Genomic DNA, 25879 nt, shown 5'->3' with positions numbered 1-25879 from the left:
GCGTCTCTTATGTCGATCTGATCGATATCTGAGCCGGGGATCTACCCAGTTTGGGTAAGACATGTAGTTCTAGAGGAGAAAACCAGCGCCCAGCTTTACCGTCGCCTTTGAGTTCGGCCTTCCGACTTTCGAACGCGTCCAATGCGACATCCGCCAAACAATGTAAATTGCGTTCAGCCTCACGCCGTTGTTTTTCGCGTTCTTTGATTGGATCAAGACCCTTCCGGGCAAAGGCGCGCCACTGTTCCGCGTGTTCTCTTGGTTCTTTGAGCGATACATCTGCAATGGACCCAAGGCCCATTTCACGCCTGCGACCGTGTACCGTGATCCTGAGGAACCATTGCCCGCCGTCATCTTGGCGCTTGTGTAACCACAATCCGGCACCATCGTTGTGCTTACCGGGGCCTGCTGCCTTCACCGCTGCGGCCGAAAGTTTACGGATAGGCCGCGCCATCCGTCCACCCTTCTATCCACCTTATTGTCTGCGGTATCCTGCTATATCCTGACACATAACGGAATAGCTAAAGTCTTAGGGTGTTGGTTTTTATAAGAAAGTGGAATGTCGTGGGGTATGGTGGTGTAATGTCTAAATGCATCTCCTGGGCACCAAACTCCAAACATCTCCCTACTTTTCAAGCGATTGCACTCGTGCGTTTTTCCGTTTCTTGCCTGCGCCTAAGCGCTGCAATAGGTTTAAATCGCGCGCTGAATTCCAGCGTCCAGACAAGATCGAACCGGGACCCTAAAGCCAATCCCGCAAAATCGGGATCAACGGCACATCTGCCGCAGGCATCGGGTAACTGCGCAGATCATTCGCACGCACCCATTTCAGCGCCTGTCCTTCCTTCGATTGTGGAATGCCCTCCCATTTCCGGCAGGCAAACAGCGGCATCAGCAGGTGAAAATCATCATAGCTGTGGCTGGCGAAGGTCAGCGGCGCAAGGCAGGAGGACCATGTGTTGATGCCCAGTTCTTCGTACAGTTCGCGGATCAGGGCGACCTCGGGCGTTTCGCCGAGTTCGATCTTGCCGCCGGGAAACTCCCAAAGTCCAGCCATGGATTTGCCTTCGGGGCGCTGCGCCAGCAGCACCCGGCCCTCAATGTCTATCAGGGCGACCGCAGAAACCAGAACTGTTTTCACGACCGGTAATCCGCGTTGATCTCGATATAGCCATGGGTCAGGTCGCAGGTCCAAACTGTGGATTTACCGGCGCCCAGCCCCAGATCGACGCCGATTACAAGGTCCTGAGCTTTCATGTATTCGGCGGCATCTTCCTCGCGGTAATCGGGGCTGACCCAGCCTTTTTCGGCCACAAGGATGTCTCCGAAAGAAATGCTCAGCAGGTCACGGTCGGCAGCTGCACCCGATTTTCCGATGGCCATGACGACGCGGCCCCAATTCGGATCTTCGCCCGCAATGGCGGTTTTTATCAGTGGTGAATTGGCAATCGCCAATCCATGCACCTTGGCGTCGGCATCGGTGACGGCCCCGGTCACACGAATTTCTACGAATTTCGTGGCGCCCTCGCCATCGCGTACCACTTGTTGGGCAAGGTCCAGCATCACGGTTTCCAAAGCCTCGGCAAAGGCGGCATTGTCTGTCGCATCCACCCCCGAAGCCCCAGTAGCACACAGCAGCAGGCTGTCCGAGGTCGAAGTGTCGCTGTCGACAGTGATGCAGTTGAAAGTGCGGTCAGTCTGCGTACCCAGCATCTGCTGCAACGCGGATTGCTCGACCTGGGCGTCGGTGAAGATATAAACCAGCATCGTCGCCATATCAGGCGCGATCATGCCAGAACCCTTGGAAATCCCCGCAATAGAGACTGTTCTTCCATCAATCTCGACCTGCGCCGAAGCTCCTTTCGGAAAGGTATCCGTGGTCATGATAGCCCGCGCTGCATCTTCGATTGCGTGGCGACTGAGGCCGGATTTCAGGGCCTCAAGCTGCGCCACGATGCGGCCATGCGGCAAGGGTTCACCGATCACACCAGTTGACGAGGTAAAAACCCGTTCGACCGGCACGCCTGTGGTCTCGGACACTGCTTGCGTCACCTCGGCGACCGAGCTTTGGCCATAATGCCCGGTAAATGCATTGGCATTGCCCGAATTCACAAGGATCGCCGCCGGCCCGTCACTTGGCCCGCCGATCTTGTCCTGACAATCCAGCACGGGTGCCGCGCGTGTGGCCGAGCGGGTAAAGACCCCAGCCACTGAAGTGCCTGGATCAAGGACCGCCAGCATCACATCAGTGCGGCCTTGATAGCGTACGCCGGCTTCGACGGTCGCAAAGCGCACACCGTCAATCGCGGGCAATTCGGGAAACGCCGCCGGGGCCAGCGGAGAGACTTTGGTGATCGAGGCCACGGGGTTACTCCTGAATCAGGTCCAACTGACGCACGATGCCCGGGGTCACATCTTCGAGCGCAGGACGTTCGATCTGTGCAGCCTGGGTCAACTCGCCGATACGGGCCTGAATAGCTTCACTTTGCAGATCCTGTGCCAGCTCGTCGCGCACCGCATCAAGTGCGGGCGCTTCGGATTTGCGCTTGTCATTCAGAATGATCACGTGCCAGCCGAACTGTGTCTGCACCGGGTCCGACACCTGATCCCTCTCAAGCGCGACAACGGCGGTTTCAAACTCGGGAACCATCTGCCCCTTGCCGAACCAACCCAGCACCCCGCCATTCGGGCCGGAAGGACCGGTTGATTTTTCTTTGGCCAGCTCGGCAAAGTCGGCGCCATCATCCAACTGAGCCTTAAGGTCTTTTGCCTCATCCTCGGTCTCGACCAGAATATGGCTGGCATTAAACTCATCTTCGCCTTCAAACTCGGCAAAGCGCGCATCATAGGCGGTCTGAATGGTTTCTGCCGTTACAACTTCGTCGATCAGGGCATTTACGGTCTGAACCGCCAGCAAAGACCGCGTCTCGTTCTCGATGGCCAAGGCGTTCAGATTGCTCAGCCCTTCTTGCTCCTGGCCCAGCAACTGCTGCTGAATCAGCTGCTCGATGATGAAATCATACAGAACATCATCTTCGACCTGCTGGTAGTTGGGGGGCAGTGTCGCAACCGTTGCGATCACATGCGCCAGAGTGATTTCTTCGCCGTTTACGCGGGCGACCACCGTGCTGGCATCGGGCTTGGTTTCGGCGGCCAATGGCAGCGCCATCACCGTTGCAAGGGCCAGCGATGGCAGAAAAGTGAGGCCTTTGGGCATGGAATCATCCTATTTCTTTGCCACGGCAGGGCGCAGCGTTGACACTCTGGAACCTGCCGCTTACATCGCTTTGAAGCCTTGGACAGGGCCGCCTTTCACCCCCCGTATCTATGGGTTGCGCGCAAGGTGGGCAAGCCTGTCAAAACCAAGACAAGAACAGATCCGCTGGAGTGAACATGCTGGGACTCGGAACGCTCGCCAAAAAGGTGTTCGGAACACCGAACGACCGCAAGATCAAGGCGACCCGCCCCCTGATCGAACAGATCAACGCGCTGGAACCCGAGTTCGAGAATCTGTCGGATGACGGCCTGATCGCAAAGACCGCCGAGCTGCGCAAACGTGCGCTGGAAGGCGAAAGCCTGGATGATCTGCTGCCCGAGGCGTTTGCCAACGTACGCGAAGGGGCAAAACGCGCGCTGGGCCTGCGTGCCTTTGATGTGCAGTTGATGGGCGGCGCCTTCCTGCATCAGGGCAATATTTCCGAGATGAAAACGGGTGAAGGCAAGACATTGGTTGCGACCCTCCCCGCCTATCTGAACGCGCTGACCGGTAAGGGCGTGCATGTGGTCACGGTGAACGAATACCTGGCCAAGCGCGACTCGGAATGGATGGGCAAGGTGTTTGCCGCCGTGGGCATGACCACCGGTGTCATCTGGTCAGGGCAGCCCGATGCCGAGAAAAAGGCTGCTTATGCCTGTGACGTGACCTATGCCACCAACAATGAGCTGGGTTTTGATTACCTGCGCGATAATATGAAGGCGGAACTGGATCAAATTTACCAGAAACACCACAATTTCGCGATCGTGGATGAGGTCGACTCGATCCTGATTGACGAGGCGCGGACGCCGCTGGTCATTTCCGGGCCCTCCGAGGACCGGTCGGACCTGTATACCGCGATTGATGCGCTAATCCCGTCATTGGGAGAAGATCACTTCACGCTGGACGAAAAGTCCCGGAACGTGACCTTCACGGATGAGGGTAACGAGTTTCTGGAGCAACAGTTGATTGCCAACGGCCTGATCCCAGAAGGCCATTCGCTGTATGATCCTGAAAGCACCACGGTCGTTCACCACGTGAACCAGGGCTTGCGCGCGCATAAGCTGTTTACACGTGACAAAGATTACATCGTGCGGGACGGCAATGTCGTTCTGATTGATGAGTTCACCGGTCGCATGATGCCAGGTCGTCGCCTGTCGGAAGGTCTTCATCAGGCCATCGAAGCCAAGGAAAACGTGCAGATCCAGCCCGAAAACGTAACATTGGCCAGCGTGACGTTCCAAAACTACTTCCGCCTGTATGACAAGCTGGGCGGCATGACCGGCACCGCGCTGACCGAGGCTGAGGAATTTGCCGAAATCTACGGTCTGGGCGTTGTCGAAGTACCAACCAACAAACCGATCGCGCGTCTGGATGAGGACGATCAGGTCTTTCGTACCGCGGCCGAAAAATACGGCGCCATGATCGACGAGACAAAGGAAGCCCAGAAAAACGGACAACCGGTCCTTCTGGGCACCACGTCCATCGAAAAGTCCGAATTGCTCAGCCAGATGCTCACCAAAGAGGGTATCCAGCACAATGTTCTGAATGCCCGCCAACACGAGCAAGAGGCGCAGATCGTTGCCGATGCGGGCCGATATGGCGCAGTAACCATCGCCACCAACATGGCCGGTCGCGGTACTGATATTCAGCTGGGCGGCAATGTGGAAATGAAGGTTCTGCAGGCGCTGGCCGAAAACCCCGAGGCAGATCCGGCCGAGCTGCGTGCCGCGGAAGAAGCCCGCCATGCTGAAGAAAAAGAAAAGGTCCTGGCTGCCGGTGGGCTGTATGTCATGGCGTCCGAACGGCACGAGAGCCGCCGTATCGACAACCAGCTGCGGGGCCGGTCCGGCCGTCAGGGTGATCCGGGCCGCACCGTGTTTTACCTCAGCCTCGAAGACGACCTAATGCGCATCTTCGGCTCGGAACGGTTGGACAAGGTTCTGACCACGCTGGGCATGAAAGAAGGTGAGGCCATCGTCCACCCTTGGGTGAACAAATCGCTGGAGCGGGCACAATCCAAGGTCGAAGGTCGCAACTTTGACATGCGCAAGAACGTTCTGAAATTCGACGATGTGATGAACGACCAACGTAAAGTGGTCTTCAGCCAGCGGCGCGAAATCATGTCCGCTGACGATCTGTCCGAAATCGTATCAGACATGCGTGAACAGGTGATCGACGATCTGATCGACGAATATATGCCGCCGAAATCCTATGCTGATCAGTGGGATACCGAGGGTTTGCACGCAGCGGTCAAGGAAAAATTGACCATTGACGCCCCGGTTCAGGATTGGGCCGCTGAGGAAGGCGTAGATGACGAGCAGGTGCGCGAACGGCTGATCAACGCCGCTGACGAGATGATGGCGCAAAAAGTGGCCGCGTTCGGCCCCGAGAACATGCGCAACATCGAAAAGCAGGTCTTGCTGAACACGATCGACAGCAAATGGCGCGAACATCTGCTGACGCTGGAACATCTGCGCTCGGTCGTGGGCTTCCGCGGCTATGCCCAGCGCGACCCGCTGAACGAATACAAGAACGAAAGCTTCCAGCTGTTCGAATCCATGCTGGATTCGTTGCGCGAAACCGTGACCCAGCAGCTGTCCCGCGTGCGACCGCTGACCGAAGAGGAGCAGCGCGAAATGCTGACCCAGATGCAAGCGCAGCAGGCACGGGCGCAGCAGGCGGTAGATCAGGCCACTGGTCACGCCGAAGCGGTGGCCGAGGCCGAAGCCTCGGGTGATGCGCGGCCTGGATTTGTCGAAGACGACCCGGCAACTTGGGGAAACCCGTCGCGCAACGACAAGTGCCCCTGCGGTTCAGGCAAGAAGTTTAAGCATTGCCATGGCCGGTTGACCTAACGTCACCACAATCGAGACACAATGAGTCCGCCTCACGGCCACATATTAGCCGTGATTCAACTGCAGGGTGCGAATCGCTCCTTCAACTGGGGAGGGTGTCTTGTTTGTAATTAAGAACTACGTAACCACTGGCGGCACCGTTGCTTGTGCATTGGCCATTGGCTACCTCATGCAGAACGGAACCCCTGCGCAACCGCGAGGGGAGCGGGCTTCTGTCGATGTGGCATCAGTTACGGATCAGGCTTCAATCATCCCCGGGTTAAGCGAAGTCGTTCTGACCTCATCTGCACCGGTTCACGGAACAAGCAAAGAGACCGGGTCCGACAACCGTTTTATCGAGTCCAGTCGGTCAGAACCTGTCAATCCCATTGACTGCACCCTCAGTGCGCGCGCTACTGCCGTTCCCGGTGCTGCCGCCCGGCTGGTCGTCAACGCCCCCTGCCACAGTAATGAATCCGTGGAAATTCACCACAGCGGTCTGACAGTCACACAGCGCACCGACGCAGTAGGGCGCATGGACATGACAATCCCGGCCCTGTCAGAATATGCGATCTTTCTGATCTCGTTTGAAGACCAGCATGGAACAGTCGCAACCACCCATATCGCTGACATTGCCAATTACGAACGCATTGCCCTGCAATGGCAGGGTGAAACTGACCTGCAAATTCATGCGCTGGAATTCGGGGCCAGCTATGGCGGCAATGGCCATGTCTCGGCCGAGACCCCGACCGAAGGCGCCGGACAGGTAGTGCGTCTGGGCAATACCGGAACCGGGGACATGAAAAACATCGAAATCTATTCGTTCCCTGCTGGTCTTTCCAACCAAAACGGGTCGATAGAAATCACTGTCGAAACCGAGGTGACTTCAGAAAATTGCGGGCGCGACCTGAACATCCAGTCGCTTGAATTGCGGGATGATCGGTTGAGATCAAAAGACAGGACGCTGAGTTTTCCTGAATGCTCCCGCACCGGAGAGTTTCTGGTGTTGAATAATCTCTTCCAAGACCTGACAATCGCCGCAAACTAAATCCGCAGGCAGGCTCGGGCATCTTATGAAATTCTTTCGTGTGGCAGCGGCTGCACTGGCTTCCGTTACAATCGCGTCGGGCGCACAGGCGCAAGACATCTCGCTTATGTCGCATGACGGCAAGGTCGAAATCACCGGTGACCTGCTGGGATTTGACGGCGAGTTCTATCGCGTGGCAACACAATTCGGCACGCTGACAGTTGATGGGACCGGTGTGACCTGTACCGGACCTGCCTGCCCAAGCCTGACCGATTTTGTGGCTGAAATCCGATTTGCCGGATCTTCGGTCATGGCGGAAAAGGTTCTACCAGCGCTGATTGTTGGCTTCGCACAGCAGCAAGGGTTGTCGGCGACCCCAAACAGGCTGACCGCCAACACATTTTCTTACGAACTGCACCAACCCGGGCGGGCAGCACCGCTGGGTCGGTTCTTCTTTGACGCAGGGAACACTGAGCGCGGATTTAGGGCGCAGGCAGAAAACCAGGCTGATATTGTTCTGGCGTTGCGCGAAATCCGACCCGAAGAGGAGCAAGCCGCACAAGCGGTAGGCCTTGGCGATCTGACCCGCACCCGCCGGGCCCGCGTCATCGCGCTTGACGCTTTGGTACCAATCGTTGCCAACTCGAACCCGTTACAGCAAATCTCGCTTGCGGAATTAACCCGGGTGTTTTCGGGCGAGATTACGAGTTGGGCCGAGTTGGGCGGACCCGATGCGCCAATTTCACTGCACCTTCCGGAAGCCGGTTCGGGTCTGGCCCAGAATGTCGAAGACAGGCTTCTGGGACCCTCCGGCACAGCCCTTTCCGAGGCGGCCATTCGGCATGACCGCAGTACTGATCTGGTGCGTACCGTTGCTGCGGATCCCTTTTCAATAGGTGTCGCAAGCCAAGCCGAAGCCAGCACCGCGCGTGCCCTGCCTTTGACCGGCGGGTGCGGTCATGCGCTGGCGGCAACTCGGCAGTCAATCAAGACCGAAGATTATCCGCTGACCTCGCCTATGTTTCTATACCTGCCGGACCGGCGATTGCCGCGTTTTGCACGTCAATTCCTGGCCTACACTCAAGGAATCGAGGCGCAGATGGCAATACGCGAAGCTGGCTTTGTCGATCAAACCCCCGAGACTATGGGTCTTGGGGTGCAAGGGGATCGACTTGCCAATGCTATCGCGTCGGGCGGATCAGAAGTTGGTTTGGAGGAACTTCAGCGGCTGGTCGAGATTTTCAGACCCATGTCCCGCCTGTCACTGTCCTTCCGGTTCGAGCCCGGTTCCTCGCGCCCGGATGCGCAGTCACGGTCCAATATCCGACATCTTGCCCTTCTTTTGGAATCCGGGACCCTCGATGCCCGAAAGCTTAGGTTTGTCGGCTTCAGCGATGGCGAAGGGGCAGCGTCAACCAATGCGCGGATCGCATTGTTGCGGGCAAAAACCGTTCGCAATGCCGTATTGGCCGAGATTGAAACCGCTATCGGGGACAGCGTCGAAATCACGGTCGACGCCTTTGGCGAGGCCATGCCCATGGCCTGCGACGACACGGAATGGGGCCGCAAGGTCAACCGCCGGGTCGAGGTCTGGGTTCAATAGCAGCTACAGATAACCCTCGGACCTAAAGCTCAGCTCGTTCGACTTTCCAATGATCAGATGGTCATGCAGCGTCAGGCCCAGTGCCAGGCAGGCATCCTGAATTCGGTTGGTCATGTCGATATCCGATTGCGACGGGGTCGGGTCACCTGACGGATGGTTATGCACAAGTATCAACGCCGAGGCATTCAGCTCCAGCGCCCGTTTGGCAACCTCACGCGGATAGACAGGGACATGATCCACCGTGCCCTTGGCCTGTTCCTCATCAGCGATCAGCACGTTTTTGCGATCCAGATAGAACACACGGAATTGTTCGGTCTCACGATGGGCCATGGTGGTGTGGCAATAGTCCAGCAATGCGTCCCATCCGGAAATCACATGTCGCCTCATCACCCGCGCGCGGGCCATGCGATGAGCGCAGGCCTCAAGGATTTTCAGATCGGTGATCACGCTATCCCCGACACCTTTGATTTGGCACAGCCGTTCCTCGGGGGCGGTCAGCACCCGATTGAAATCGCCGAACGTATCCATCAGCGCACGCGCCAGCGGTTTCACATCCTGCCGGGGGATTGAACGGAACAGCACCAACTCCAACAGCTCATAATCCGGCATGGCGGCGGACCCGCCAGACAGGAACCGTTCGCGCAGCCGCTTGCGATGATCTTTGATGTAGGAGGGTAACCGACCCGTCGGCAGCGGCTGCGCGGGAGCTTCGTCTGTATCGAATAGCATTGGGGCTTCGGAAAAGGCGTCCTGTGTCATGCTCTCAGCCTGACGCAGAATCGGTTTCCAGATGGTTAACGCACCTCACCTGCCATGCGGGCAGTGGCGCGGCGGACAACCATATGCAACACGATGGAAAACACTCCCAAGGTCAGCATCGCGGCGAACATCAGATCGGTCTTTGCACGGCCATTGGCCAACAGCATCAAATATCCCAACCCTTGCGACGAGCCGACCCATTCACCAATCACCGCCCCGATCGGCGCATAGACGGCGGCCAGCCTCATCCCCGACGCCAGCGAGGGCATCGCCGCCGGAATGCGGATATACCACAGCACTGCACGCGGACTGGCCTGCATCGTGCGCGCAAGGTCCAGATAGCCCTGCGGCGTCCGCATCAGCCCATCGAAGAAAGACGAGGTGATCGGGAAATAGATGATCAGCACCGCCATCGCGACCTTGGACCAGAGGCCATAGCCCAGCCAAAGCGTCAGCAACGGGGCCAGCGCAAAAACCGGCAGAGCCTGCGTGAACACCAGCATCGGCTGTACCAGAACTCGCACCGCCCGCGAATTGGCCAATTGCAGCGCCGTAACCACACCCAGAACCGTCCCAAAGGCCAGTCCAATCACCACCTCAACCGCAGTGATCCAAGTGTGTTCGGCGATCAGCCAACGGTTTTGCCACCAGGTCTCGGCCACCACGGCGGGGCTTGGCAGGATGAACTTAGGCAAGCCGGTCGTCCAGACGATCCCCTGCCAAATGGCAATCGCGAACACGGTGGCTGCAAGGGCTGAGAGATATTTCATGCGACCGCCTCGCGCAGCAAGCGCAACAGCGCACCTTGCGTCTCAAGCGTCTCAAGGTCGTCCACATGGCGCGGGGCAGGTGCATGCGGCGGTTCACAAGGGGTCAGGCCCTGCTGTGTCATCACCATGATGGACTGGCCCAGCCGGGCGGCCTCACCCGGGTCATGTGTCACCAGCAAAACGGTCCGGCCCTGCAACGCCTCGACCGCCAAGTCCTGCATATCGGCCCGAGTGCGGGCATCCAGCGCCGAGAACGGCTCATCCAGCAGAACAATCGGGCGATCCTCCATGAGCGTGCGGGCCAAGGCCACGCGTTGGCGTTGGCCGCCCGACAGTTCGGCGGGTTTCTTGGTCATATGATCCTGCAATCGCATGCGCTGAATCAGACGGTTGCGCCGCTCCAGATCGACCGACTTGCCCCGAAGCCGCGCACCTAACGAGACATTCTGTGCGACCGTTGCCCAGGGCAGCAGCAGATCATCCTGCGCCATATAGGCCACGCGGTCCTGCATCGGAGCACCATCGCCGGCGGTGATCTGCCCGGTGAACACGGCACCTGTATCAAGCCCGGCAATCAGACGTAGAATTGTGGTTTTACCGACGCCCGATCCGCCCAGCAGGCAAGTCCACTGCCCGGCCCCAAGGGTCAGGGTGAGCGGCGCGAACAGGGTCGTTCCGTCAATCGTGGCCGTACCTTTGATGCTCAGATCGGGCGCCGGGGTCATGGGGTCAGGCCCATTTGCCAGAAGTTGACTTCCAGCTCGGTTGCCGTGCGGAAGGTCTGGCACAGGCGGTCCCAGCGTGGGGAAGTCTGAATATCCGCACCAATGCGCCTTGTTAGAGCCTGATCCAGCAGATCTCCGACCGCTTCGCACGCGCCTTGGTAGTCGTCACTGGCATAGGTATCAATCCAATCACGATAGACCTCGGATGTAGCTTCAGAAGCCAACCGCGTGCCGATTTCGCCATAGCCCATCACACAAGGGGCCAGAGCCGCCAGCAGGTCCAGCAAATCACCGCTATACCCGGCCTCAAGCACAAAGCGTGTATAGGCCAGGTTTTCGGCGCGTTCAGGGGTTGCGAACAGCTCCTCATGGGAGATCCCAGCCGCCTCACAGATACCGATATGCAGCTGCATTTCCTCGGCAACCAGAGCATTTACCGTGGCCACGGCGGTCAGCATTTCCGAATGAGACTCGGACTTAACAACCGCCAGTGCCCAAGCACGGGAAAAATGGATCAGGAACACATAGTCCTGTCGCAGGTAATGCAGGAACGCCGTGCGCGGCAGCGTTCCGTCTTTCATCCCTTCCACAAAGGTGTGGCGAGTGTAATCCCGCCACGGCCCCTGCGCGGCATCCCGCATCAATGCGAAAGCTTTGCCGTAATTGCTCATTGCGCGGTCACATCGATGGCAATGTCGCTGACCGGGTTCAGGCTGTCGATCATGCCGCTGTTCTTCAGGAACTCCTCGAACCGCGCATAGCGACCCGCATCAAACGCCGCCGGACGCAGCGCGAACCGGGGAAGCGTGTCGACCCAGGCACGGGCATTCAGCTCATCCTTCAGCTCGGTCGAGGTGGCCGCGAAGATTTCCCAGCTTTTTTCCGGGTTGTTGACGATATACTGGGTCGCTTTCTCGGTCGCGGCCAAGAAACGGGCGATTTTGTCGGCATCCATCGTATCGGGATTGGCGACATAAATCAGCTCGTCATAGGGTGGGATGCCTTCCTCTTCGATATAGAAACAGCGACCCGCGACACCTTCGATATCCATCTGGTTCAGCTCAAAATTCCGGAACGCCCCGATAACTGCATCCACCTGACCGGTCATCAGCGACGGCGACAGCGAGAAGTTGACGTTGACCATCTCAATCTCATCCAGACCGATATCATGCTGCCCCAGCAGGGTTGTCAGGATCGCCTCTTCGACACCGGCGACCGAGAAACCGATTTTCTTGCCCCGCAGATCGGCCAGCGACTTGATCGGGCCATCATCCAGCACCAGCAGGCAGTTCAGCGGGGTGGCAACCAGCGTGCCGACCCGTTTCAGCGGCAAGCCCTCATGGATTTGCAGATGCAGCTGAGGCTGGTAGGACACTGCCAGATCGGCCTGACCAGCGGCCACCAGACGCGGCGGCGCGGAGGGGTCCGCGGGCGGAATGATTTCAACCTCAAGCCCCTGGTCGGCGAAATAGCCGTTTTCCTGTGCGACGATAATTGGACCATGGTCAGGGTTTACAAACCAATCCAACAAGACGGTCATCTTATCCTCGGCCCAGGCCGGCGCGGCAGCCAGCAGGGCGATTGCAGCGATCAGTTTCTTCATGTTTCGCGGTTCCTTCTGTTCACGAAGTTGAGGCTGCGACAAGAACAATCTCGCCCGGCCAATTCGGTTGAATTCGTTCGGCAGCGCGCCAGGCGCGCAATCCGGTAGCACAGCACAATGCCAGTCTTTTGCCCTTATTAGGGTCGATATCGCTCAGATCATCCGGCGATATCCGTTGCGCGTCAGGATGTACCGGGCGCGGGGATTCCTCGGCGCTGCGCAGCTCGATGATATGGTCATCTGTCGTCAGCTGCCCGGCCGAGAGAAACCGGAAACAGCTGTTCGGTTCGGGCGCATTATCAAAGCGGAAGGCCGTGCTGCGGAGTGTCCGACCATCGTACTGAACCATCTGACCCAGCACCGAGGGCGTCAGCCCAAGGATCAGGTTCAGCGCCATCTGTGCCTGCATCGCGCCAATCGTCCCGACGACCGGGCCCAGAACACCAGCGGTGGCGCAGCTTGCCCCGCTGTCCGGCGCGTCGGGAAACAGCGCGCGCAAGGACGGCGCGCCGCCGCAGAAACCGCCGACATAGCCCGACAGCCCAAGCACCGAGGCGCTGATCAGCGGTTTGCCTTGCGCCAGACAAGTGTCCGAGAGGATATAGCTGGCTGCATAGCTGTCTGCGCAATCCAGGATCACATCCGCCTGAGCGACCAGATTACCGGCATTTTCACTTGTTAGAGCCTGTTTTCTGCCGCTGACGTCTATTTCCCTATTGATCGCCGTGCACCGTGCCGCCGCTCGCTCGGCTTTGGGATGTCCGCAATCCGTTTCAGTAAACAAGGTCTGCCGATGCAGGTTGGACAGCTCAACCTGATCCCCATCCAGGATCGTGATCTGCCCGATCCCGGCCCCGGCCAGCAGCGGCAGGACCGGGGCGGCCAACCCGCCCGCGCCCACCACCAGCACACGTGCCGAAGACAGGCGCGCCTGCCCTTTGGCCCCTACCTCTGGCAACAGCGTCTGACGGGCATATCGGCTCATCTGGTGACCTCGATCCATTGGCGCAGACGCGCTTCGGGGTCGGTATTCAGGGTAATATCGGTCACGACCGAGACGATATCCGCCCCAGCCTGCAGGACACCCGGTGCACGCTCGACGCTCATCCCGCCGATGCCAACCAGTAGAGTATCACCAACGCGCGCTTTCCATTCTGTGACGCGGGGCAGACCCTGCTGCTGCCATTTCATCTTTTTCAGGATGGTGGGATAGACCGGGCCAAGCGCCACATAGTCGGGGTCCATGGCCAGCACGCGCTCTAACTCATCATCATCATGGGTGGACACGCCCAGTTTCAAACCCGCCTTGCGGATGGCAGTCAGATCGGCCTCGTCCAGATCCTCTTGCCCCAAATGCACCCAGTCACAGCCGGCGTCGATGGCCGCCTGCCAATAGTCATTGACCACCAGAACTGTCCCATGAGCGCGGCACAGGTCACGCGACTTGGCAATCTGGTCACGCACCACATCCATGGGCTGGTCCTTGACCCTCAGCTGTACCAGCTTGATGCCCAGCGGCAGCATCCGGCGCAGCCAGTCCGAATGATCGAAGATCGGATAAAACCGGTCGAGTGTCATGACAGAAACGCCTTTCCGATAACCGGGGTCGATGGCTCGGCCATATCGCGCGCCTCGATCGGGTCGGCCTGATGGGCCAGTTGCCCGGCCTCGATCGCGCGGGCCATTGCGCGGGCCATGAACGCGGGGTTTCCGGCACGGGCCACGGCGGTGTTCAGAAGAACGGCGTCATAGCCCAGCTCCATCGCGTGGGCCGCGTGGCTGGGCAGACCGATACCAGCGTCAATCACCAAGGGCACATCCGGGAATTCTGCCCGCATCGCCCGCAGGGCATATTCATTGTTCAGCCCCCGCCCTGACCCGATCGGCGCGCCCCATGGCATCAGTACCTCACACCCGGCGGCAAGCAGCCGTTCGCCAACAATCAGATCGTCGGTCGTATAGGGAAAGACCTGAAACCCGTCGCTGGTCAGAATGCGCGCGGCTTCGACCAGCTGGAACACATCCGGCTGCAGGCTGTCGGTATGGCCGATCAGTTCCAGCTTGATCCACTTGGTATCAAAGACCTCACGCGCCATATGGGCGGTGGTCACCGCCTCTTTGACCGTGTGGCATCCGGCGGTGTTGGGCAGCACCAACACGCCCAAATCGCGGATCATCTGCCAGAATGCTTGCCCCGCCCCGGATTCACGGCGAAGCGAGACCGTGGCAACACCCGCCCCGCTTTCGCGAAAGGCCTGCTCCAGAATAGCTGGGCTGGGATATTGCGCCGTGCCCAGCATCAGCGGGTTGGCCAATGTGGTTCCGTAAAAGGATTTCATCCTCAGCCCCCCTGCATCGGCGCGACGATTTCGATCCGATCCCCTTCAACCAAAGCATGGGCAACACGCAGCCCCGAGGGCACGAACTCTTCGTTCACCGCAGTGGCGACACGGCCCGAGTAGCCGCATTCCATCAGCAATTCCGATAAGGTCTCGGCCCGCACCTCGCGCGGCTCGCCATTAAGCACGATCTTCATCGACCATCTCCGAATGTTTGTGTTCAAGTGCCAGATCGGCAACGCCTTGGGCCATCGCCGGTGCCAGCAGGTACCCGTGGCGGTACAGCCCGTTGGCGTAAATCGTCCCGCCCCGACGCCGGATCCGAGGCAGATTGTCGGGAAAGGCCGGGCGCAGATCGACGCCGATCTCTAGCACCTCGGCCTCGCCAAAAGCGGGGTTCAACGCATAGGCCGCGCTGAGCAGTTCCAACATCGAGCGCGCGGTGATGCGGGTTTTATCCTCGGATTCAATCATCGTCGCGCCCAGCATGTAGATGCCATCGCCACGCGGCACGATGTAAAGCGGCATCCGGGGATGCAACAGGCGCACGGGCCGGGTCAGCGTCACATCAGGGCAGCGGATCACCAGCATCTCACCCTTTACGCCCCGAAGATCAGACAAGGCGTCCCGCGCCTGAAGACCACGGCAGTCAATCGCGTTCTCCAACCCAGCAGGGGCGGGTTCGCGATGAAAGGCAACGCCCCGCGCGATAAGATCGTCGAACACATCCTGCAGCGCCTTGCGTGGGTCTATATGGGCTTCGTCCTTGAAATACAGACCGTTGCCGAAACCATGTAGATCAGGCTCTAATGTGGCTAGTTCCTGCTGATTTACCTCATGATACCCCTGCGTTCGACGACCAAACCGACGCAAATCCGGCAAGTCGCGCGCACCGCAAACGACCAAAGTACCGCGCTGATGAACCTTGGTCCGGGTCGCCCACCAGTCAAAAGCACCCTGCCCCAGGCGCAAGACCGGCTCTTCGGCATTTTCGAACTCGCACCACGGGGCCAGCATTCCCCCGGCCCACCAAGAACAGCCATGCGGACCCGGCAGGCCGGCGGGGTCAAAGACCTGCACCCGTGCGCCGCGATGGGCCAATTCGGACGCAACAGCCAAACCGGCCACGCCTGCCCCTATGACAGACCAGATCCTCACGCTGGCCAGACCCGATGGAAATGATGCACCGGACCATGGCCCCGGCCCACGCACAGCCCATCAGCCTGGGCGATAGCGCCTTGCAAATAAGCATGTGCCTCTGCCACGGAATCCCGCAAGCTCAGACCTTTGGCCAGCCCGGCGGATATGGACGAGGACAAGGTGCATCCGGTCCCATGGGTGTTCTTTGTATTCCGGCGCTGCGCCGTGAATTCATCCACCAAACCCGAGCCGTCAACCAACAGATCATGACATATCTCGCCCTTACCGTGCCCGCCTTTCATCAAAACCGACGCGGCACCCTTTGCGCAAAGGGCCAGCCCCTGAGCCACCATTTCATCCGGAGACTGCGCTTCGTTCTGCTCAAGCAGCCGCCCAGCTTCGGGCAAATTGGGTGTCAGGACGGTCGCGCGTGGTATCAGAAGGTCCGTCAGGGTCTGGATCGCGTCACCGGCCAGCAAAGCATCCCCGGATTTCGCGATCATGACAGGGTCCAAGACAATGGGTCCCGCATAGCCTGACAAGGCATCTGCCACGGTCTCGATAATCTCGGGGGTTGCCAGCATGCCGATCTTGATCGCCCCAACATCCAGATCGCTCAGCACCGCGTCGATCTGTGCGCGGATCACATCAAGGGGAATGCCATGAACCGCCGTCACGGCCCGGGTGTTCTGCGCAGTCACTGCCGTAACAACGCTAGCCCCGTAAACGCCCAGCGCCGACATCGCCTTGAGATCGGCCTGAATTCCGGCCCCGCCTCCGCTGTCGGACCCTGCAATGGTCAAGGCAATAGCTGCCATGTCGTTGCTCCATCTTCTAGGGGCAACAACGGAGGATGGAAAACGTCTGTATTCATAAGACCGTTCCCTCCGCCGGAATTGCCCGGATCAGGTTCGATGGGTTGATGCAGCTGCACCTCTCAGCCTTGCGAACAAGGCACCCCAACGGTTGCGCGGACCATCTCAGGAGCGGCGACAATAATCAAGCGGAGATTTGCGAGGCTCTGCCTCGCGCTCCGAGGTATTTTTAGCCCGATGAAGAGCGGATCACCTGCTTCATCTGGCCCTAAATACCTCGGGGGAGTCGCGGGGGCAGCGCCCCCTTTTTTGGGAAAAGACTTCAGCCCTTCATCCCGTCCCAGAAGGATTTGACGGAGGAGAAAAAGCTGTTGGATTCCGGGTGATTGTCTTCACCCAGGTCGTCGAACTCGCGCAGCAGCTCTTTCTGGCGGCTGGTGAGGTTTACCGGAGTTTCCACGGCCAGCTCGATGAACATGTCGCCAACACCGCCGCCGCGCAGGGCTGGCATGCCCTTGCCGCGCAGTCGCATCTGGCGACCCGATTGGCTGCCCGCTGGAATCTGCACACGCCCGCGGCCACCGTCGATGGTCGGAACTTCGATCGAACCACCAAGCGCGGCTTTGGCCATGCTGACCGGCACGCGGCAATAGAGGTTCACGCTGTCACGCTCGAACAGCCTGTGATCTGAGACCTCTACAAAGATGTATAGATCACCCGGAGGGCCACCGCGCATTCCAGCCTCGCCTTCACCGGCCAGACGAATGCGCGTGCCGGTTTCGACACCGGCTGGAATGTTAACTGACAAAGCGCGTTCTTTTTCAACACGGCCCGCACCCTGACAGGATTTGCAGGGGTTCTTGACGATTTGACCCAGGCCCGAACAGGTCGGACAGCTGCGTTCTACTGTGAAAAAGCCTTGTTGCGCACGCACCTTGCCCATACCCGAACAGGTCGGACAGGTGGTGGGCTCAACACCGCCTTCAGCCCCAGATCCGTCGCAGGACGAACAGGCAACCGCTGCCGGGACATTGATGGTTTTCTGCTGACCTGAATACGCCTCTTCCAGCGAGACGCGCAGGTTATAGCGCAGATCCGAACCGCGTGCGGCACGACGTCCACCGCCCCCGCCCCGTTGGCCGCCCATGAAATCGCCGAACAGGTCGTCGAACACATCCGAGAATGCACTGGAAAAGTCGCCCTGACCAAAGCCAGCGCCAGGTCGGCCACCGCCGCCCATGCCATTTTCGAATGCAGCATGACCGAACCTGTCATAAGCCGCCTTGCGTTCAGCATCTTTCAGGACGTCATAGGCCTCGTTCGCTTCTTTGAACTGTGCCTCTGACTCCGGATTGTCCTTGTTGCGGTCGGGATGCAATTCTTTGGCTTTCTTACGAAAGCCTTTCTTGATCTCGTCCGCTGATGCACCCTTGGATACGCCGAGCACATCGTAATAGTCGCGTTTTGACATCAGTATTTCCTTCTGCCTCAACGTAATCGGGCCGGCCCGGTGACCGGACCGGCCCGAATTGGCCCGGTTACCCGTTAGCTACGCTTGTCGTTGTCCAGATCTTCGAACTCGGCATCGACGATGTCATCCTCGCCAGGTGCAGCATCCGCAGCGGCAGGTTCATCTTCGCCGTCTTCAGCTTGCGCTTTGTAGATGGCTTCGCCCAGCTTCATGGCCGCTTCGGTAACGTTCTGGATGCCCGACTTGATCTTGTCGGCATTCTCGGTTTCCAGCTCGTCTTTCAGCGCGGCAATCGCCAGCTCGATGGCTTCGATGGTTGTTGGATCAACCTTGTCGGCATGTTCTTCCATCGACTTTTCTGTCGAGTGGATCAGGCTTTCCGCCTGGTTCTTTGCGTCGACCAGCTCGCGGCGTTCTTTGTCGGCCTCCGCGTTCTCTTCGGCGTCCTTGACCATCTTTTCGATGTCCTCGTCGGACAGGCCGCCCGATGCCTGGATGGTGATCTTCTGCTCTTTGCCGGTGCCTTTGTCCTTGGCCGAAACCGAGACGATGCCGTTGGCGTCAATGTCAAAAGTCACCTCGATCTGCGGCATGCCGCGCGGTGCTGGCGGGATATCTTCGAGGTTGAACTGACCCAGGATCTTGTTGTCCGCAGCCATTTCACGTTCCCCTTGGAAACAGCGAATGGTCACGGCGTTCTGGTTGTCTTCGGCGGTCGAGAAGACCTGAGACTTTTTCGTCGGGATCGTGGTGTTGCGGTCGATCAGTCGGGTGAACACACCACCCAGCGTCTCGATCCCCAACGACAGCGGTGTCACGTCCAGCAAAACAACGTCTTTGACGTCACCCTGCAGAACACCGGCCTGAATAGCGGCGCCCATGGCAACCACTTCGTCCGGGTTCACACCTTTGTGCGGCTCTTTACCGAAGAATTTAGTGACCTCTTCGATCACTTTCGGCATCCGGGTCATACCACCGACCAGAACAACCTCATCTACATCGCCAGCCGACAGGCCAGCATCTTTCAGAGCAGCCGCGCAGGGCTTCATCGACTTCTTGATCAGATCACCAACCAGCGATTCCAGCTTGGCACGGGTCAGTTTCATGACCATGTGCAGCGGCTGGCCGTTGGCGCCCATCGAGATGAACGGCTGGTTGATTTCGGTTTGTGAGGTCGAGGACAGTTCGATCTTGGCTTTTTCCGCAGCTTCTTTCAGACGCTGCAGCGCCATCTTGTCCTGGGACAGATCGACACCGTGCTCCTTTTTGAACTCATCCGCCAGGTAGTTGACGATGCGCATGTCAAAGTCTTCACCACCCAGGAAGGTGTCGCCATTGGTCGATTTAACCTCGAACAACCCGTCGTCGATTTCCAGAATGGTTACGTCGAAGGTACCGCCACCAAGGTCATAAACCGCGATGGTTTGGGTTTCTTCCTTGTCCAGGCCATAGGCCAGAGCGGCAGCTGTCGGTTCGTTGATGATCCGCAGCACTTCCAGGCCGGCGATTTTACCGGCATCTTTGGTCGCCTGACGCTGTGCGTCGTTGAAATAGGCCGGAACGGTGATGACGGCTTGTGTGACTTCCTCACCCAAGTAGCTTTCAGCGGTTTCCTTCATCTTGCCCAGAGTGAAGGCCGAAATCTGGCTTGGGGAGTACTTTTCACCGCGGGCTTCGACCCACGCGTCGCCATTGCCGCCATCAACGATGGCGTATGGTACCATTTTCTTGTCTTTTTCGACTTCGGCATCATCCACACGACGACCGATCAGGCGTTTGACGCCAAAAACCGTGTTGTCGGGGTTGGTGACCGCCTGGCGTTTCGCAGGCTGACCGACCAGTCGCTCATCTTCGGTGAAGGCGACGATCGAGGGCGTGGTCCGCGCCCCTTCGGCGTTTTCGATGACCTTCGGCTGCGAACCGTCCATGATGGCAACGCACGAGTTGGTGGTGCCGAGGTCAATCCCGATTACTTTTCCCATATGTTCAATCCCTTTCTCTTCAAGGCGATGTCCCGAGGCCCGACCCGTTATGGCATCTGGCCCCGATCTGATTTGCGCAATGGTCCTACACCATCGCGCGTCCCGGCGTATATAAGGACGGGAACAGGGGCCTGCAAGCATTCACAAATGCAGGTTTTCAGGAATCTGCAGCCTTTTTAGCAAGGTTTTGGCAAGGATTGAGGAATCTAGAATGGCGCGGCTGCTTTTACGCGGTTTTGAAATCAGGAAAGCTTACCTTGACGGAGCTGCCCAGGCACAGCTGATCACGCTGTTGCGTCCGATTCTGAAATCAGCACCTTTGTTCCGCCCGACCACCCCTTCGGGCAAGGAAATGTCTGTTCGCATGACCTCGGCCGGGGCGCTGGGTTGGGTCACTGACAAGAACGGGTACAGGTACCAGCCGCACCATCCAAAGGGTATGGAATGGCCCGCCATTCCAGACTGCATTCTGGATATCTGGCGCGATCTTGCCAGCCCCGAACGTGACCCCGACTGTTGCTTGGTCAACTACTATGGCGAAGGGGCGCGAATGGGCCTGCATCAGGATAAGGACGAGGCCGATTTTTCCTGGCCGGTCCTTTCGATCTCATTAGGTGACGACGCGTTGTTCCGCATTGGCAACACGACCCGAGGGGGCAAAACGGAATCGATCTGGCTTGGCTCGGGCGATGTTGTTGTGATGGGCGGACCCGCGCGCCTAACCTATCACGGGGTAGATCGCATTCGTTTCGGGTCTTCAAAACTGCTGCCAAAGGGCGGGCGGATCAACCTGACCTTGCGCGTGGCGGGTTAACGGCGTGCGCTCCAGCTTTGCGACACATGCTGGCGGGTAAAGAAAATTCCAAGCAAGCCGATCAACAACAGAGCCAACCCGACCCAGACAGGATATTCCCAGTTGGTATTGCGCGGATAGTAATTCCGAAAAACGAAACCCCGACACTGGTCGATAATGTGAAACAACGGATTCCAGGCGAACATGGTCAACATGAACCCGCCCAGCGCATTGCCGACGAACATTTTTCCCGAGAACACCATATTCAGGCGCCGGTAAATTGTGCTCATGATCGTGGCAGTGGTCGGAAACCAGGGCTTGATCGCCATGAACACCACGCCGACCGCACAGCCCGTGAACCAGGCCAGCATCAGCATGGCAAAGGCGCCACCGGGCTCCTGAATTTCCAGCGGAGCAACCGATACGCTGTAGACAAACAGGATGATGACGATTGTCAAAACCTGAGTATACAGCGACCCGAAAGCGGCAGCCATAAGCACGACCATCATGTTCATCGGCGAATGCAGCATCATCGGGTTATTACCCGTGTCCAATCCGGAAACCGAACCGACGGCTTTAATGTGCGTCAGAAACAGGAAAACCCCAGACAGCAGATACAGAATGAACTCACCCCGGATTTTGGCAACGCGCGCGCCAAGAAGGGACATGATCACGTAAAACACACTCACCAGCACCAGAACCTGGAAAATATTGATAAGCACCGAAAGCACAGCATTGCTGTGTTGAGATCGGACATTCCGGACCACGGCGTGAAACACCAGTTCCGCCGTCGTAAACGCACCGCCTATAAGCGACCGGTTTCGCTTGTAATAAAACACCCGAAGCGTCTTTCCTGTATTATTGCCTGCAATCTGGCACGAAATTCTTGCCGTTCCGTAACCAGCACAGCATAAGGCCGTCAGGTTATTCGATCAACAAATCACAGGAACGGAGCTTTTTTGTGACCTATGATGCCCTCATCCCCGTCATCCGACGTCTGGCCCTGGAAGCGGGCGATACGATCATGGACATCTATAACTCGGATGGGTTTGACGTGAAGGTCAAATCCGATGCCAGCCCCGTGACCGAAGCAGATGAGGCCGCCGATGCGCTGATCTCGGCCGGTCTGCGCGCGGCGTTCCCCAATATCCTGCTAGTGACCGAGGAACAGGCCGCCTCGCATTCTGAAAAAGGCGATACGTTCCTGATCGTTGATCCGCTGGATGGCACCAAAGAGTTCATCAACCGGCGTGGCGATTTCACCGTTAATATCGCGCTGGTCGAAAACGGCACCCCAACGCGCGGCGTGGTTTATGCGCCAGCCCGCGGCCGGATGTTCTATACTTTGGCCGACGGGCAATCGGTCGAGGAAACCGGCGCGCTGGACAAGGATCAACCCGGCGCCGTGGCTCCGATTTCGGTCTCTGATCCAGACAATTCCGCGCTTTTGGTCGTGGCCTCGAAGTCACATCGTGACCAGGCGACCGACGATTACATCAACAAATATCAAGTGCAGGACAGCAAAAGCGCGGGCTCGTCGCTGAAGTTCTGCCTGATTGCGACGGGCGAGGCAGATATCTATCCCCGCGTTGGCCGCACGATGGAATGGGATACGGCAGCAGGTCACGCCGTGCTGACAGGTGCGGGCGGCAAAGTTGTCCGGTTCGACAATCATGCGCCGCTGACCTATGGCAAGGACGGCTATGCAAACCCGTTCTTTATCGCCTACGCTCCGGGTGTAGACCTGAAGGAGGCCTGATGTCCGTTCTGATCGCCATTCCCGCCCGCTACGCCTCGACCCGGTATCCGGGCAAACCCCTGGTGCCGCTCACCGGGGCCAGTGGCAATGCAATGACTCTGATCGAGCGGTCATGGCGCGCGGCCAGTTCGGTCTCGGGCGTGGACCGCGTTGTGGTTGCCACCGATGACGACCGCATTCGCGAGGTGGCCGAAGGGTTCGGGGCCGAGGTTGTGATGACCTCGGAAACCTGTGGCAATGGCACCGAACGCTGCGCCGAAGCGCATGATGTGCTGGGCGCAAGCTATGACATCGTGGTGAACCTGCAGGGCGATGCACCGCTGACCCCGCATTGGTTCGTCGAAGATCTGATCACCGGTCTGCGTGCCGCACCCAAGGCTGGGGTGGCCACTCCGGTTCTGCGCTGCGACGGCGATGCGCTCAACAGCCTGCTGAATGACCGCAAACACGGGCGCGTCGGTGGAACAACCGCCGTTTTCGCCGCTGATCACGGCGCGATGTATTTCTCGAAAGAGGTCGTGCCCTTTACTTCACAGGCTTATGCGGGCGGGGAGGAAACGCCGGTGTTTCACCATGTCGGCGTCTATGCCTACCGCCCTGACGCGCTGGCGGCTTATCCGTCCTGGCCTGTCGGTCCATTAGAGCAACTGGAAGGGCTGGAACAGCTGCGTTTCATGGAAAACGGGCGTAAGGTTCTGTGTGTTGAAGTCGAATCCAAAGGCCGCCAGTTCTGGGAACTAAACAATCCGCAGGACGTTCCCAAACTTGAAGAGATGATGGCCGCGATGGGGCTGGACTGAGTGCCGCAGGCTGTCGCACCCTGAAAAACCGGAATAACGGGATCTGATATGACACATATCCTTGTAACCGGCGGTGCCGGATATATCGGATCCCATGCCTGCAAGGCACTGTCTCGTGCCGGGTACACACCTGTCACCTATGACAACCTGATCACCGGTTGGCAGGACGCGGTCAAATTTGGCCCGTTCGCACAGGGTGATCTGCTGGACCGGGCGCGCCTGGATGAGGTTTTCGCCAAGTATCAACCCGCCGCCGTGATGCATTTCGCAGCGCTCAGCCAGGTGGGCGAGGCGATGTCGGAACCCGGAAGATACTGGTCGAACAATGTCACTGGTTCGCTGACCCTGATCGAGGCCGCGGTGGCGGCTGGATGTCTGGATTTCGTGTTCTCATCGACCTGCGCCACCTATGGCGAACATGACAATGTGGTGCTGGACGAGAACACGCCACAGCAGCCGCTGAACGCTTACGGCGCCTCCAAACGCGCGATCGAGGATATCCTGCGTGATTTCCAGGCCGCTCACGGGATGAACCATGTGATTTTTCGCTATTTCAACGTGGCTGGCGCCGATCCGGACGGAGAAGTAGGCGAATTCCACCGCCCCGAGACCCATCTGGTTCCGCTGATGTTGGATGCGATTGACGGCAAGCGCGACGGGCTGACTGTGTTCGGAACCGACTATGACACGCCCGATGGCACCTGTATCCGCGATTACGTGCATGTCTGCGATCTGGTTGACGCGCATGTTCTGGGGCTGCGATGGCTGGAACAGGGAAAGGACAGCCGCGTTTTCAACCTGGGCACGGGCTCTGGCTTTTCGGTGATGGAAGTGATCGACCAGTCGAAATCCGTCACCAATCGCGCGGTGCCCTATACCATCGGCCCGCGCCGCACCGGAGATTGCACCAAGCTGGTTTCGGGCTCGGACAGGGCCGGGCAAGAACTGGGCTGGTCCCCCAAAAGGTCCGTGTTAGAGACGATGATTGCCGATGCCTGGCGCTGGCATCAGAACGGGCATTACGACAGATGAGGGCCGCGTGAGCGATACCCTGCCGCCAATCGGATGGGTGCAACGCTATCGCTTGCGCCTGAAACGCAGGCGGCTGTTGTGGCGATCCTTTCGCAGCCGCCATCAGCTAACCCAACTGGTCGACCAAACCGACCAGATACGCCCGGGTGCGATACTGGTCTTTACCACCCTGCGAAATGAAATCACGCGCCTGCCCTGGTATTTCCATCACTACCGGACGCTGGGCGTTGATCATTTTCTGATCGTGGACAACGGCAGCGATGATGGCTCGGTCGCATATCTGAAAGATCAACCGGATGTATCCTTGTGGCAAACCGATGCCAGCTATCGCGCCTCACGATACGGGCTGGATTGGCTGACCTGGCTACAGATGCGATTTGGTCACGGCCATTGGACTTTGATGGTGGATGCGGATGAGTTGCTTATCTATCCCGAATGGGACAGCCATCCGCTGCAGGATTTGACCCAACAGCTAGAGGTGCAGGGGCGCGACGCTTTCGGAGCCTTGATGTTGGACCTGTACCCCAAAGATCAGCTCGGCACACAGCCCTATGACCCCGGAACCGACCCGACCGAAGTTTTGGGCTGGTTTGATCCAGGCCCGTTGCGCGCCAAACGGCAATCGCCGCTGGGCAATCTCTGGGTTCAGGGCGGTGCACGGGAACGCGTGTTTTTTGCTGACCGGCCCGAGCGGTCACCAACTTTAAACAAAATACCGCTGGTACGCTGGTCGCGGCACTATGCTTACGTGAACTCCTGCCATTCCGCCCTGCCCCGAGGTTTGAACGCCACCTATGACGGACCGGGGAGCCACGGCCCTTCGGGCGTGCTACTGCACACAAAGTTCCTGCCCGAGGTGGTCATCAAATCAAGAATCGAGAAAACCCGAGCGCAGCATTTTCACGACCCGGCGGAGTTCGACAGCTATTATGACGGCATAATTAACCGCCCGATCATGTGGGATCCACAATCGGTGGAATATATCGGATGGCGCCAACTGTGTGAGCTTGGCTTGATGGGCAAAACTGACTGGAAAAACAACGTTTCGGACTAACTACTTTTAAATGCGTTGCTTCATTAGATGGTAAAGTGGCATAAAATGGCATTCGCCCGGCTCCACTCTGGCTTGTTCAGGCCCCGGGTATGCTCGCGTATAAACAAAGGTTGGGCA

At 58.5% G+C, this 25879-nt stretch carries 26 protein-coding genes and 1 riboswitch; of the genes, 8 read left to right on the top strand and 18 right to left on the bottom strand.

Annotated features, from left to right (window positions below):
• Positions 1 to 7 precede the first annotated feature (7 nt).
• From AC2FFB_RS15280 to AC2FFB_RS15265, 4 genes are all read right to left on the bottom strand, one after another.
• Positions 8 to 454, bottom strand: coding sequence for an Arm DNA-binding domain-containing protein (locus AC2FFB_RS15280; protein WP_496824187.1), 447 nt, complete (start codon positions 452 to 454; stop codon positions 8 to 10).
• 288 nt (positions 455 to 742) lie between these two features.
• The gene (locus AC2FFB_RS15275; RefSeq protein WP_496824185.1) at positions 743 to 1141 is read right to left on the bottom strand and encodes a (deoxy)nucleoside triphosphate pyrophosphohydrolase; all 399 of its coding nucleotides are present in this window, start codon (positions 1139 to 1141) and stop codon (positions 743 to 745) included.
• Positions 1138 to 2364: a bifunctional glutamate N-acetyltransferase/amino-acid acetyltransferase ArgJ gene (gene argJ, locus AC2FFB_RS15270; protein ID WP_496690230.1), complete on the bottom strand. Its 1227-nt coding sequence runs from the start codon at positions 2362 to 2364 to the stop codon at positions 1138 to 1140. The genes AC2FFB_RS15275 and argJ overlap by 4 nt, the downstream gene beginning before the upstream one ends.
• 4 nt (positions 2365 to 2368) lie before the next feature.
• The gene (locus AC2FFB_RS15265; RefSeq protein WP_496824183.1) at positions 2369 to 3217 is read right to left on the bottom strand and encodes a peptidylprolyl isomerase; all 849 of its coding nucleotides are present in this window, start codon (positions 3215 to 3217) and stop codon (positions 2369 to 2371) included.
• Positions 3218 to 3393: 176 nt separating this feature from the next.
• Here AC2FFB_RS15265 and secA point away from each other — a divergent pair, with 176 nt between their 5' ends.
• The 3 genes from secA (at position 3394) to AC2FFB_RS15250 (ending at position 8720) form a co-directional block, all read left to right on the top strand.
• The gene (secA, locus tag AC2FFB_RS15260) at positions 3394 to 6111 is read left to right on the top strand and encodes a preprotein translocase subunit SecA (protein ID WP_496875128.1); all 2718 of its coding nucleotides are present in this window, start codon (positions 3394 to 3396) and stop codon (positions 6109 to 6111) included.
• 100 nt (positions 6112 to 6211) lie between these two features.
• Complete coding sequence (locus AC2FFB_RS15255; RefSeq protein ID WP_142637323.1) at positions 6212 to 7138, top strand: hypothetical protein; 927 nt, start codon at positions 6212 to 6214, stop codon at positions 7136 to 7138.
• Positions 7139 to 7163: 25 nt separating this feature from the next.
• Positions 7164 to 8720: a phosphate ABC transporter substrate-binding/OmpA family protein gene (locus tag AC2FFB_RS15250; RefSeq protein ID WP_496875127.1), complete on the top strand. Its 1557-nt coding sequence runs from the start codon at positions 7164 to 7166 to the stop codon at positions 8718 to 8720.
• A gap of 3 nt (positions 8721 to 8723) precedes the next feature.
• On the opposite strand, the gene radC is transcribed toward AC2FFB_RS15250, so the two are convergent.
• The 13 genes from radC to dnaK all read right to left on the bottom strand — a co-directional run bounded on the left by radC (position 8724) and on the right by dnaK (position 20324).
• Positions 8724 to 9479: a RadC family protein gene (radC, locus tag AC2FFB_RS15245; protein ID WP_496875126.1), complete on the bottom strand. Its 756-nt coding sequence runs from the start codon at positions 9477 to 9479 to the stop codon at positions 8724 to 8726.
• Between the two features lie 35 nt (positions 9480 to 9514).
• Positions 9515 to 10249 (bottom strand): ABC transporter permease, encoded by a 735-nt coding sequence (locus AC2FFB_RS15240; protein ID WP_496875125.1) that lies wholly within the window; start codon positions 10247 to 10249, stop codon positions 9515 to 9517.
• Entirely contained in the window at positions 10246 to 10974 is a 729-nt protein-coding gene (locus tag AC2FFB_RS15235; protein ID WP_496692625.1) for an ABC transporter ATP-binding protein, read from the bottom strand. Before AC2FFB_RS15235 ends, AC2FFB_RS15240 begins: the two co-directional genes overlap by 4 nt.
• On the bottom strand, positions 10971 to 11645 hold the full coding sequence (gene tenA / locus AC2FFB_RS15230; RefSeq protein WP_496875124.1) for a thiaminase II: 675 nt from the start codon (positions 11643 to 11645) through the stop codon (positions 10971 to 10973). The genes AC2FFB_RS15235 and tenA overlap by 4 nt, the downstream gene beginning before the upstream one ends.
• Positions 11642 to 12577, bottom strand: coding sequence for an ABC transporter substrate-binding protein (locus AC2FFB_RS15225; RefSeq protein WP_142637333.1), 936 nt, complete (start codon positions 12575 to 12577; stop codon positions 11642 to 11644). The genes tenA and AC2FFB_RS15225 overlap by 4 nt, the downstream gene beginning before the upstream one ends.
• A gap of 19 nt (positions 12578 to 12596) precedes the next feature.
• Entirely contained in the window at positions 12597 to 13562 is a 966-nt protein-coding gene (locus tag AC2FFB_RS15220) for a ThiF family adenylyltransferase (RefSeq protein ID WP_496875123.1), read from the bottom strand.
• On the bottom strand, positions 13559 to 14155 hold the full coding sequence (locus AC2FFB_RS15215) for a thiamine phosphate synthase (RefSeq protein ID WP_496875122.1): 597 nt from the start codon (positions 14153 to 14155) through the stop codon (positions 13559 to 13561). The genes AC2FFB_RS15220 and AC2FFB_RS15215 overlap by 4 nt, the downstream gene beginning before the upstream one ends.
• Entirely contained in the window at positions 14152 to 14916 is a 765-nt protein-coding gene (locus AC2FFB_RS15210) for a thiazole synthase (protein ID WP_496875121.1), read from the bottom strand. The genes AC2FFB_RS15215 and AC2FFB_RS15210 overlap by 4 nt, the downstream gene beginning before the upstream one ends.
• 2 nt (positions 14917 to 14918) lie before the next feature.
• Positions 14919 to 15113 carry a sulfur carrier protein ThiS gene (gene thiS / locus AC2FFB_RS15205; RefSeq protein ID WP_496875120.1) on the bottom strand — a complete coding sequence of 65 codons (195 nt, stop codon included), beginning with the start codon at positions 15111 to 15113 and terminating at the stop codon, positions 14919 to 14921.
• Positions 15097 to 16074: an FAD-dependent oxidoreductase gene (locus tag AC2FFB_RS15200; protein WP_281995830.1), complete on the bottom strand. Its 978-nt coding sequence runs from the start codon at positions 16072 to 16074 to the stop codon at positions 15097 to 15099. The genes thiS and AC2FFB_RS15200 overlap by 17 nt, the downstream gene beginning before the upstream one ends.
• Positions 16071 to 16874: a bifunctional hydroxymethylpyrimidine kinase/phosphomethylpyrimidine kinase gene (gene thiD / locus AC2FFB_RS15195; RefSeq protein WP_281995829.1), complete on the bottom strand. Its 804-nt coding sequence runs from the start codon at positions 16872 to 16874 to the stop codon at positions 16071 to 16073. Before thiD ends, AC2FFB_RS15200 begins: the two co-directional genes overlap by 4 nt.
• Positions 16875 to 16921: 47 nt before the next feature.
• A riboswitch (TPP riboswitch) is annotated at positions 16922 to 17028 on the bottom strand.
• A 165-nt stretch (positions 17029 to 17193) separates the two neighbouring features.
• The gene (gene dnaJ, locus AC2FFB_RS15190) at positions 17194 to 18342 is read right to left on the bottom strand and encodes a molecular chaperone DnaJ (RefSeq protein ID WP_142637347.1); all 1149 of its coding nucleotides are present in this window, start codon (positions 18340 to 18342) and stop codon (positions 17194 to 17196) included.
• A gap of 74 nt (positions 18343 to 18416) precedes the next feature.
• Positions 18417 to 20324, bottom strand: coding sequence for a molecular chaperone DnaK (gene dnaK, locus AC2FFB_RS15185; RefSeq protein ID WP_281973405.1), 1908 nt, complete (start codon positions 20322 to 20324; stop codon positions 18417 to 18419).
• 211 nt (positions 20325 to 20535) lie between these two features.
• Between dnaK and AC2FFB_RS15180 the strand changes: the two genes are divergently transcribed.
• Positions 20536 to 21138: an alpha-ketoglutarate-dependent dioxygenase AlkB family protein gene (locus AC2FFB_RS15180; RefSeq protein WP_142637351.1), complete on the top strand. Its 603-nt coding sequence runs from the start codon at positions 20536 to 20538 to the stop codon at positions 21136 to 21138.
• On the opposite strand, the gene AC2FFB_RS15175 is transcribed toward AC2FFB_RS15180, so the two are convergent.
• Entirely contained in the window at positions 21135 to 21956 is an 822-nt protein-coding gene (locus tag AC2FFB_RS15175) for an ABC transporter permease (RefSeq protein WP_142637353.1), read from the bottom strand. The genes AC2FFB_RS15180 and AC2FFB_RS15175 overlap by 4 nt on opposite strands.
• Before the next feature lie 122 nt (positions 21957 to 22078).
• Here AC2FFB_RS15175 and cysQ point away from each other — a divergent pair, with 122 nt between their 5' ends.
• Genes cysQ through AC2FFB_RS15155 form a run of 4 tightly spaced genes read left to right on the top strand, consistent with a single transcriptional unit; the run spans position 22079 to position 25762 of the window.
• Positions 22079 to 22876: a 3'(2'),5'-bisphosphate nucleotidase CysQ gene (gene cysQ / locus AC2FFB_RS15170; protein WP_281995827.1), complete on the top strand. Its 798-nt coding sequence runs from the start codon at positions 22079 to 22081 to the stop codon at positions 22874 to 22876.
• A complete protein-coding gene (locus AC2FFB_RS15165; RefSeq protein WP_281973403.1) occupies positions 22876 to 23676 on the top strand; it encodes a 3-deoxy-manno-octulosonate cytidylyltransferase family protein in 801 nt (266 codons plus the stop codon). Before cysQ ends, AC2FFB_RS15165 begins: the two co-directional genes overlap by 1 nt.
• A 48-nt stretch (positions 23677 to 23724) precedes the next feature.
• Positions 23725 to 24708, top strand: coding sequence for a UDP-glucose 4-epimerase GalE (gene galE / locus AC2FFB_RS15160; protein ID WP_496690223.1), 984 nt, complete (start codon positions 23725 to 23727; stop codon positions 24706 to 24708).
• Complete coding sequence (locus tag AC2FFB_RS15155; RefSeq protein WP_496875119.1) at positions 24668 to 25762, top strand: glycosyltransferase family 2 protein; 1095 nt, start codon at positions 24668 to 24670, stop codon at positions 25760 to 25762. The genes galE and AC2FFB_RS15155 overlap by 41 nt, the downstream gene beginning before the upstream one ends.
• The last annotated feature ends 117 nt before the right edge of the window (positions 25763 to 25879 follow it).

This window comes from Ruegeria sp. YTSA219, assembly GCF_059609985.1.
Note: the sequence above shows the minus strand (reverse complement) of the source record. Positions and strands in the feature narration are given on the sequence as shown.

Bases quoted from the DNA above. Each gene is read 5' to 3' on its own strand.
- AC2FFB_RS15155 (WP_496875119.1), top strand. From the start codon at position 24,668: ATGCCTGGCGCTGGCATCAGAACGGGCATTACGACAGATGAGGGCCGC.
- thiD (WP_281995829.1), bottom strand. From the start codon at position 16,874: ATGGCAGCTATTGCCTTGACCATTGCAGGGTCCGACAGCGGAGGCGGG.
- galE (WP_496690223.1), top strand. From the start codon at position 23,725: ATGACACATATCCTTGTAACCGGCGGTGCCGGATATATCGGATCCCAT.
- AC2FFB_RS15240 (WP_496875125.1), bottom strand. From the start codon at position 10,249: ATGAAATATCTCTCAGCCCTTGCAGCCACCGTGTTCGCGATTGCCATT.
- AC2FFB_RS15215 (WP_496875122.1), bottom strand. From the start codon at position 14,155: ATGACACTCGACCGGTTTTATCCGATCTTCGATCATTCGGACTGGCTG.
- AC2FFB_RS15225 (WP_142637333.1), bottom strand. From the start codon at position 12,577: ATGAAGAAACTGATCGCTGCAATCGCCCTGCTGGCTGCCGCGCCGGCC.
- radC (WP_496875126.1), bottom strand. From the start codon at position 9,479: ATGACACAGGACGCCTTTTCCGAAGCCCCAATGCTATTCGATACAGAC.
- thiS (WP_496875120.1), bottom strand. From the start codon at position 15,113: ATGAAGATCGTGCTTAATGGCGAGCCGCGCGAGGTGCGGGCCGAGACC.
- secA (WP_496875128.1), top strand. From the start codon at position 3,394: ATGCTGGGACTCGGAACGCTCGCCAAAAAGGTGTTCGGAACACCGAAC.
- AC2FFB_RS15220 (WP_496875123.1), bottom strand. From the start codon at position 13,562: ATGAGCCGATATGCCCGTCAGACGCTGTTGCCAGAGGTAGGGGCCAAA.
- dnaJ (WP_142637347.1), bottom strand. From the start codon at position 18,342: ATGTCAAAACGCGACTATTACGATGTGCTCGGCGTATCCAAGGGTGCA.
- AC2FFB_RS15265 (WP_496824183.1), bottom strand. From the start codon at position 3,217: ATGCCCAAAGGCCTCACTTTTCTGCCATCGCTGGCCCTTGCAACGGTG.
- tenA (WP_496875124.1), bottom strand. From the start codon at position 11,645: ATGAGCAATTACGGCAAAGCTTTCGCATTGATGCGGGATGCCGCGCAG.
- dnaK (WP_281973405.1), bottom strand. From the start codon at position 20,324: ATGGGAAAAGTAATCGGGATTGACCTCGGCACCACCAACTCGTGCGTT.
- AC2FFB_RS15165 (WP_281973403.1), top strand. From the start codon at position 22,876: ATGTCCGTTCTGATCGCCATTCCCGCCCGCTACGCCTCGACCCGGTAT.
- AC2FFB_RS15180 (WP_142637351.1), top strand. From the start codon at position 20,536: ATGGCGCGGCTGCTTTTACGCGGTTTTGAAATCAGGAAAGCTTACCTT.
- AC2FFB_RS15250 (WP_496875127.1), top strand. From the start codon at position 7,164: ATGAAATTCTTTCGTGTGGCAGCGGCTGCACTGGCTTCCGTTACAATC.
- AC2FFB_RS15210 (WP_496875121.1), bottom strand. From the start codon at position 14,916: ATGAAATCCTTTTACGGAACCACATTGGCCAACCCGCTGATGCTGGGC.
- AC2FFB_RS15280 (WP_496824187.1), bottom strand. From the start codon at position 454: ATGGCGCGGCCTATCCGTAAACTTTCGGCCGCAGCGGTGAAGGCAGCA.
- AC2FFB_RS15235 (WP_496692625.1), bottom strand. From the start codon at position 10,974: ATGACCCCGGCGCCCGATCTGAGCATCAAAGGTACGGCCACGATTGAC.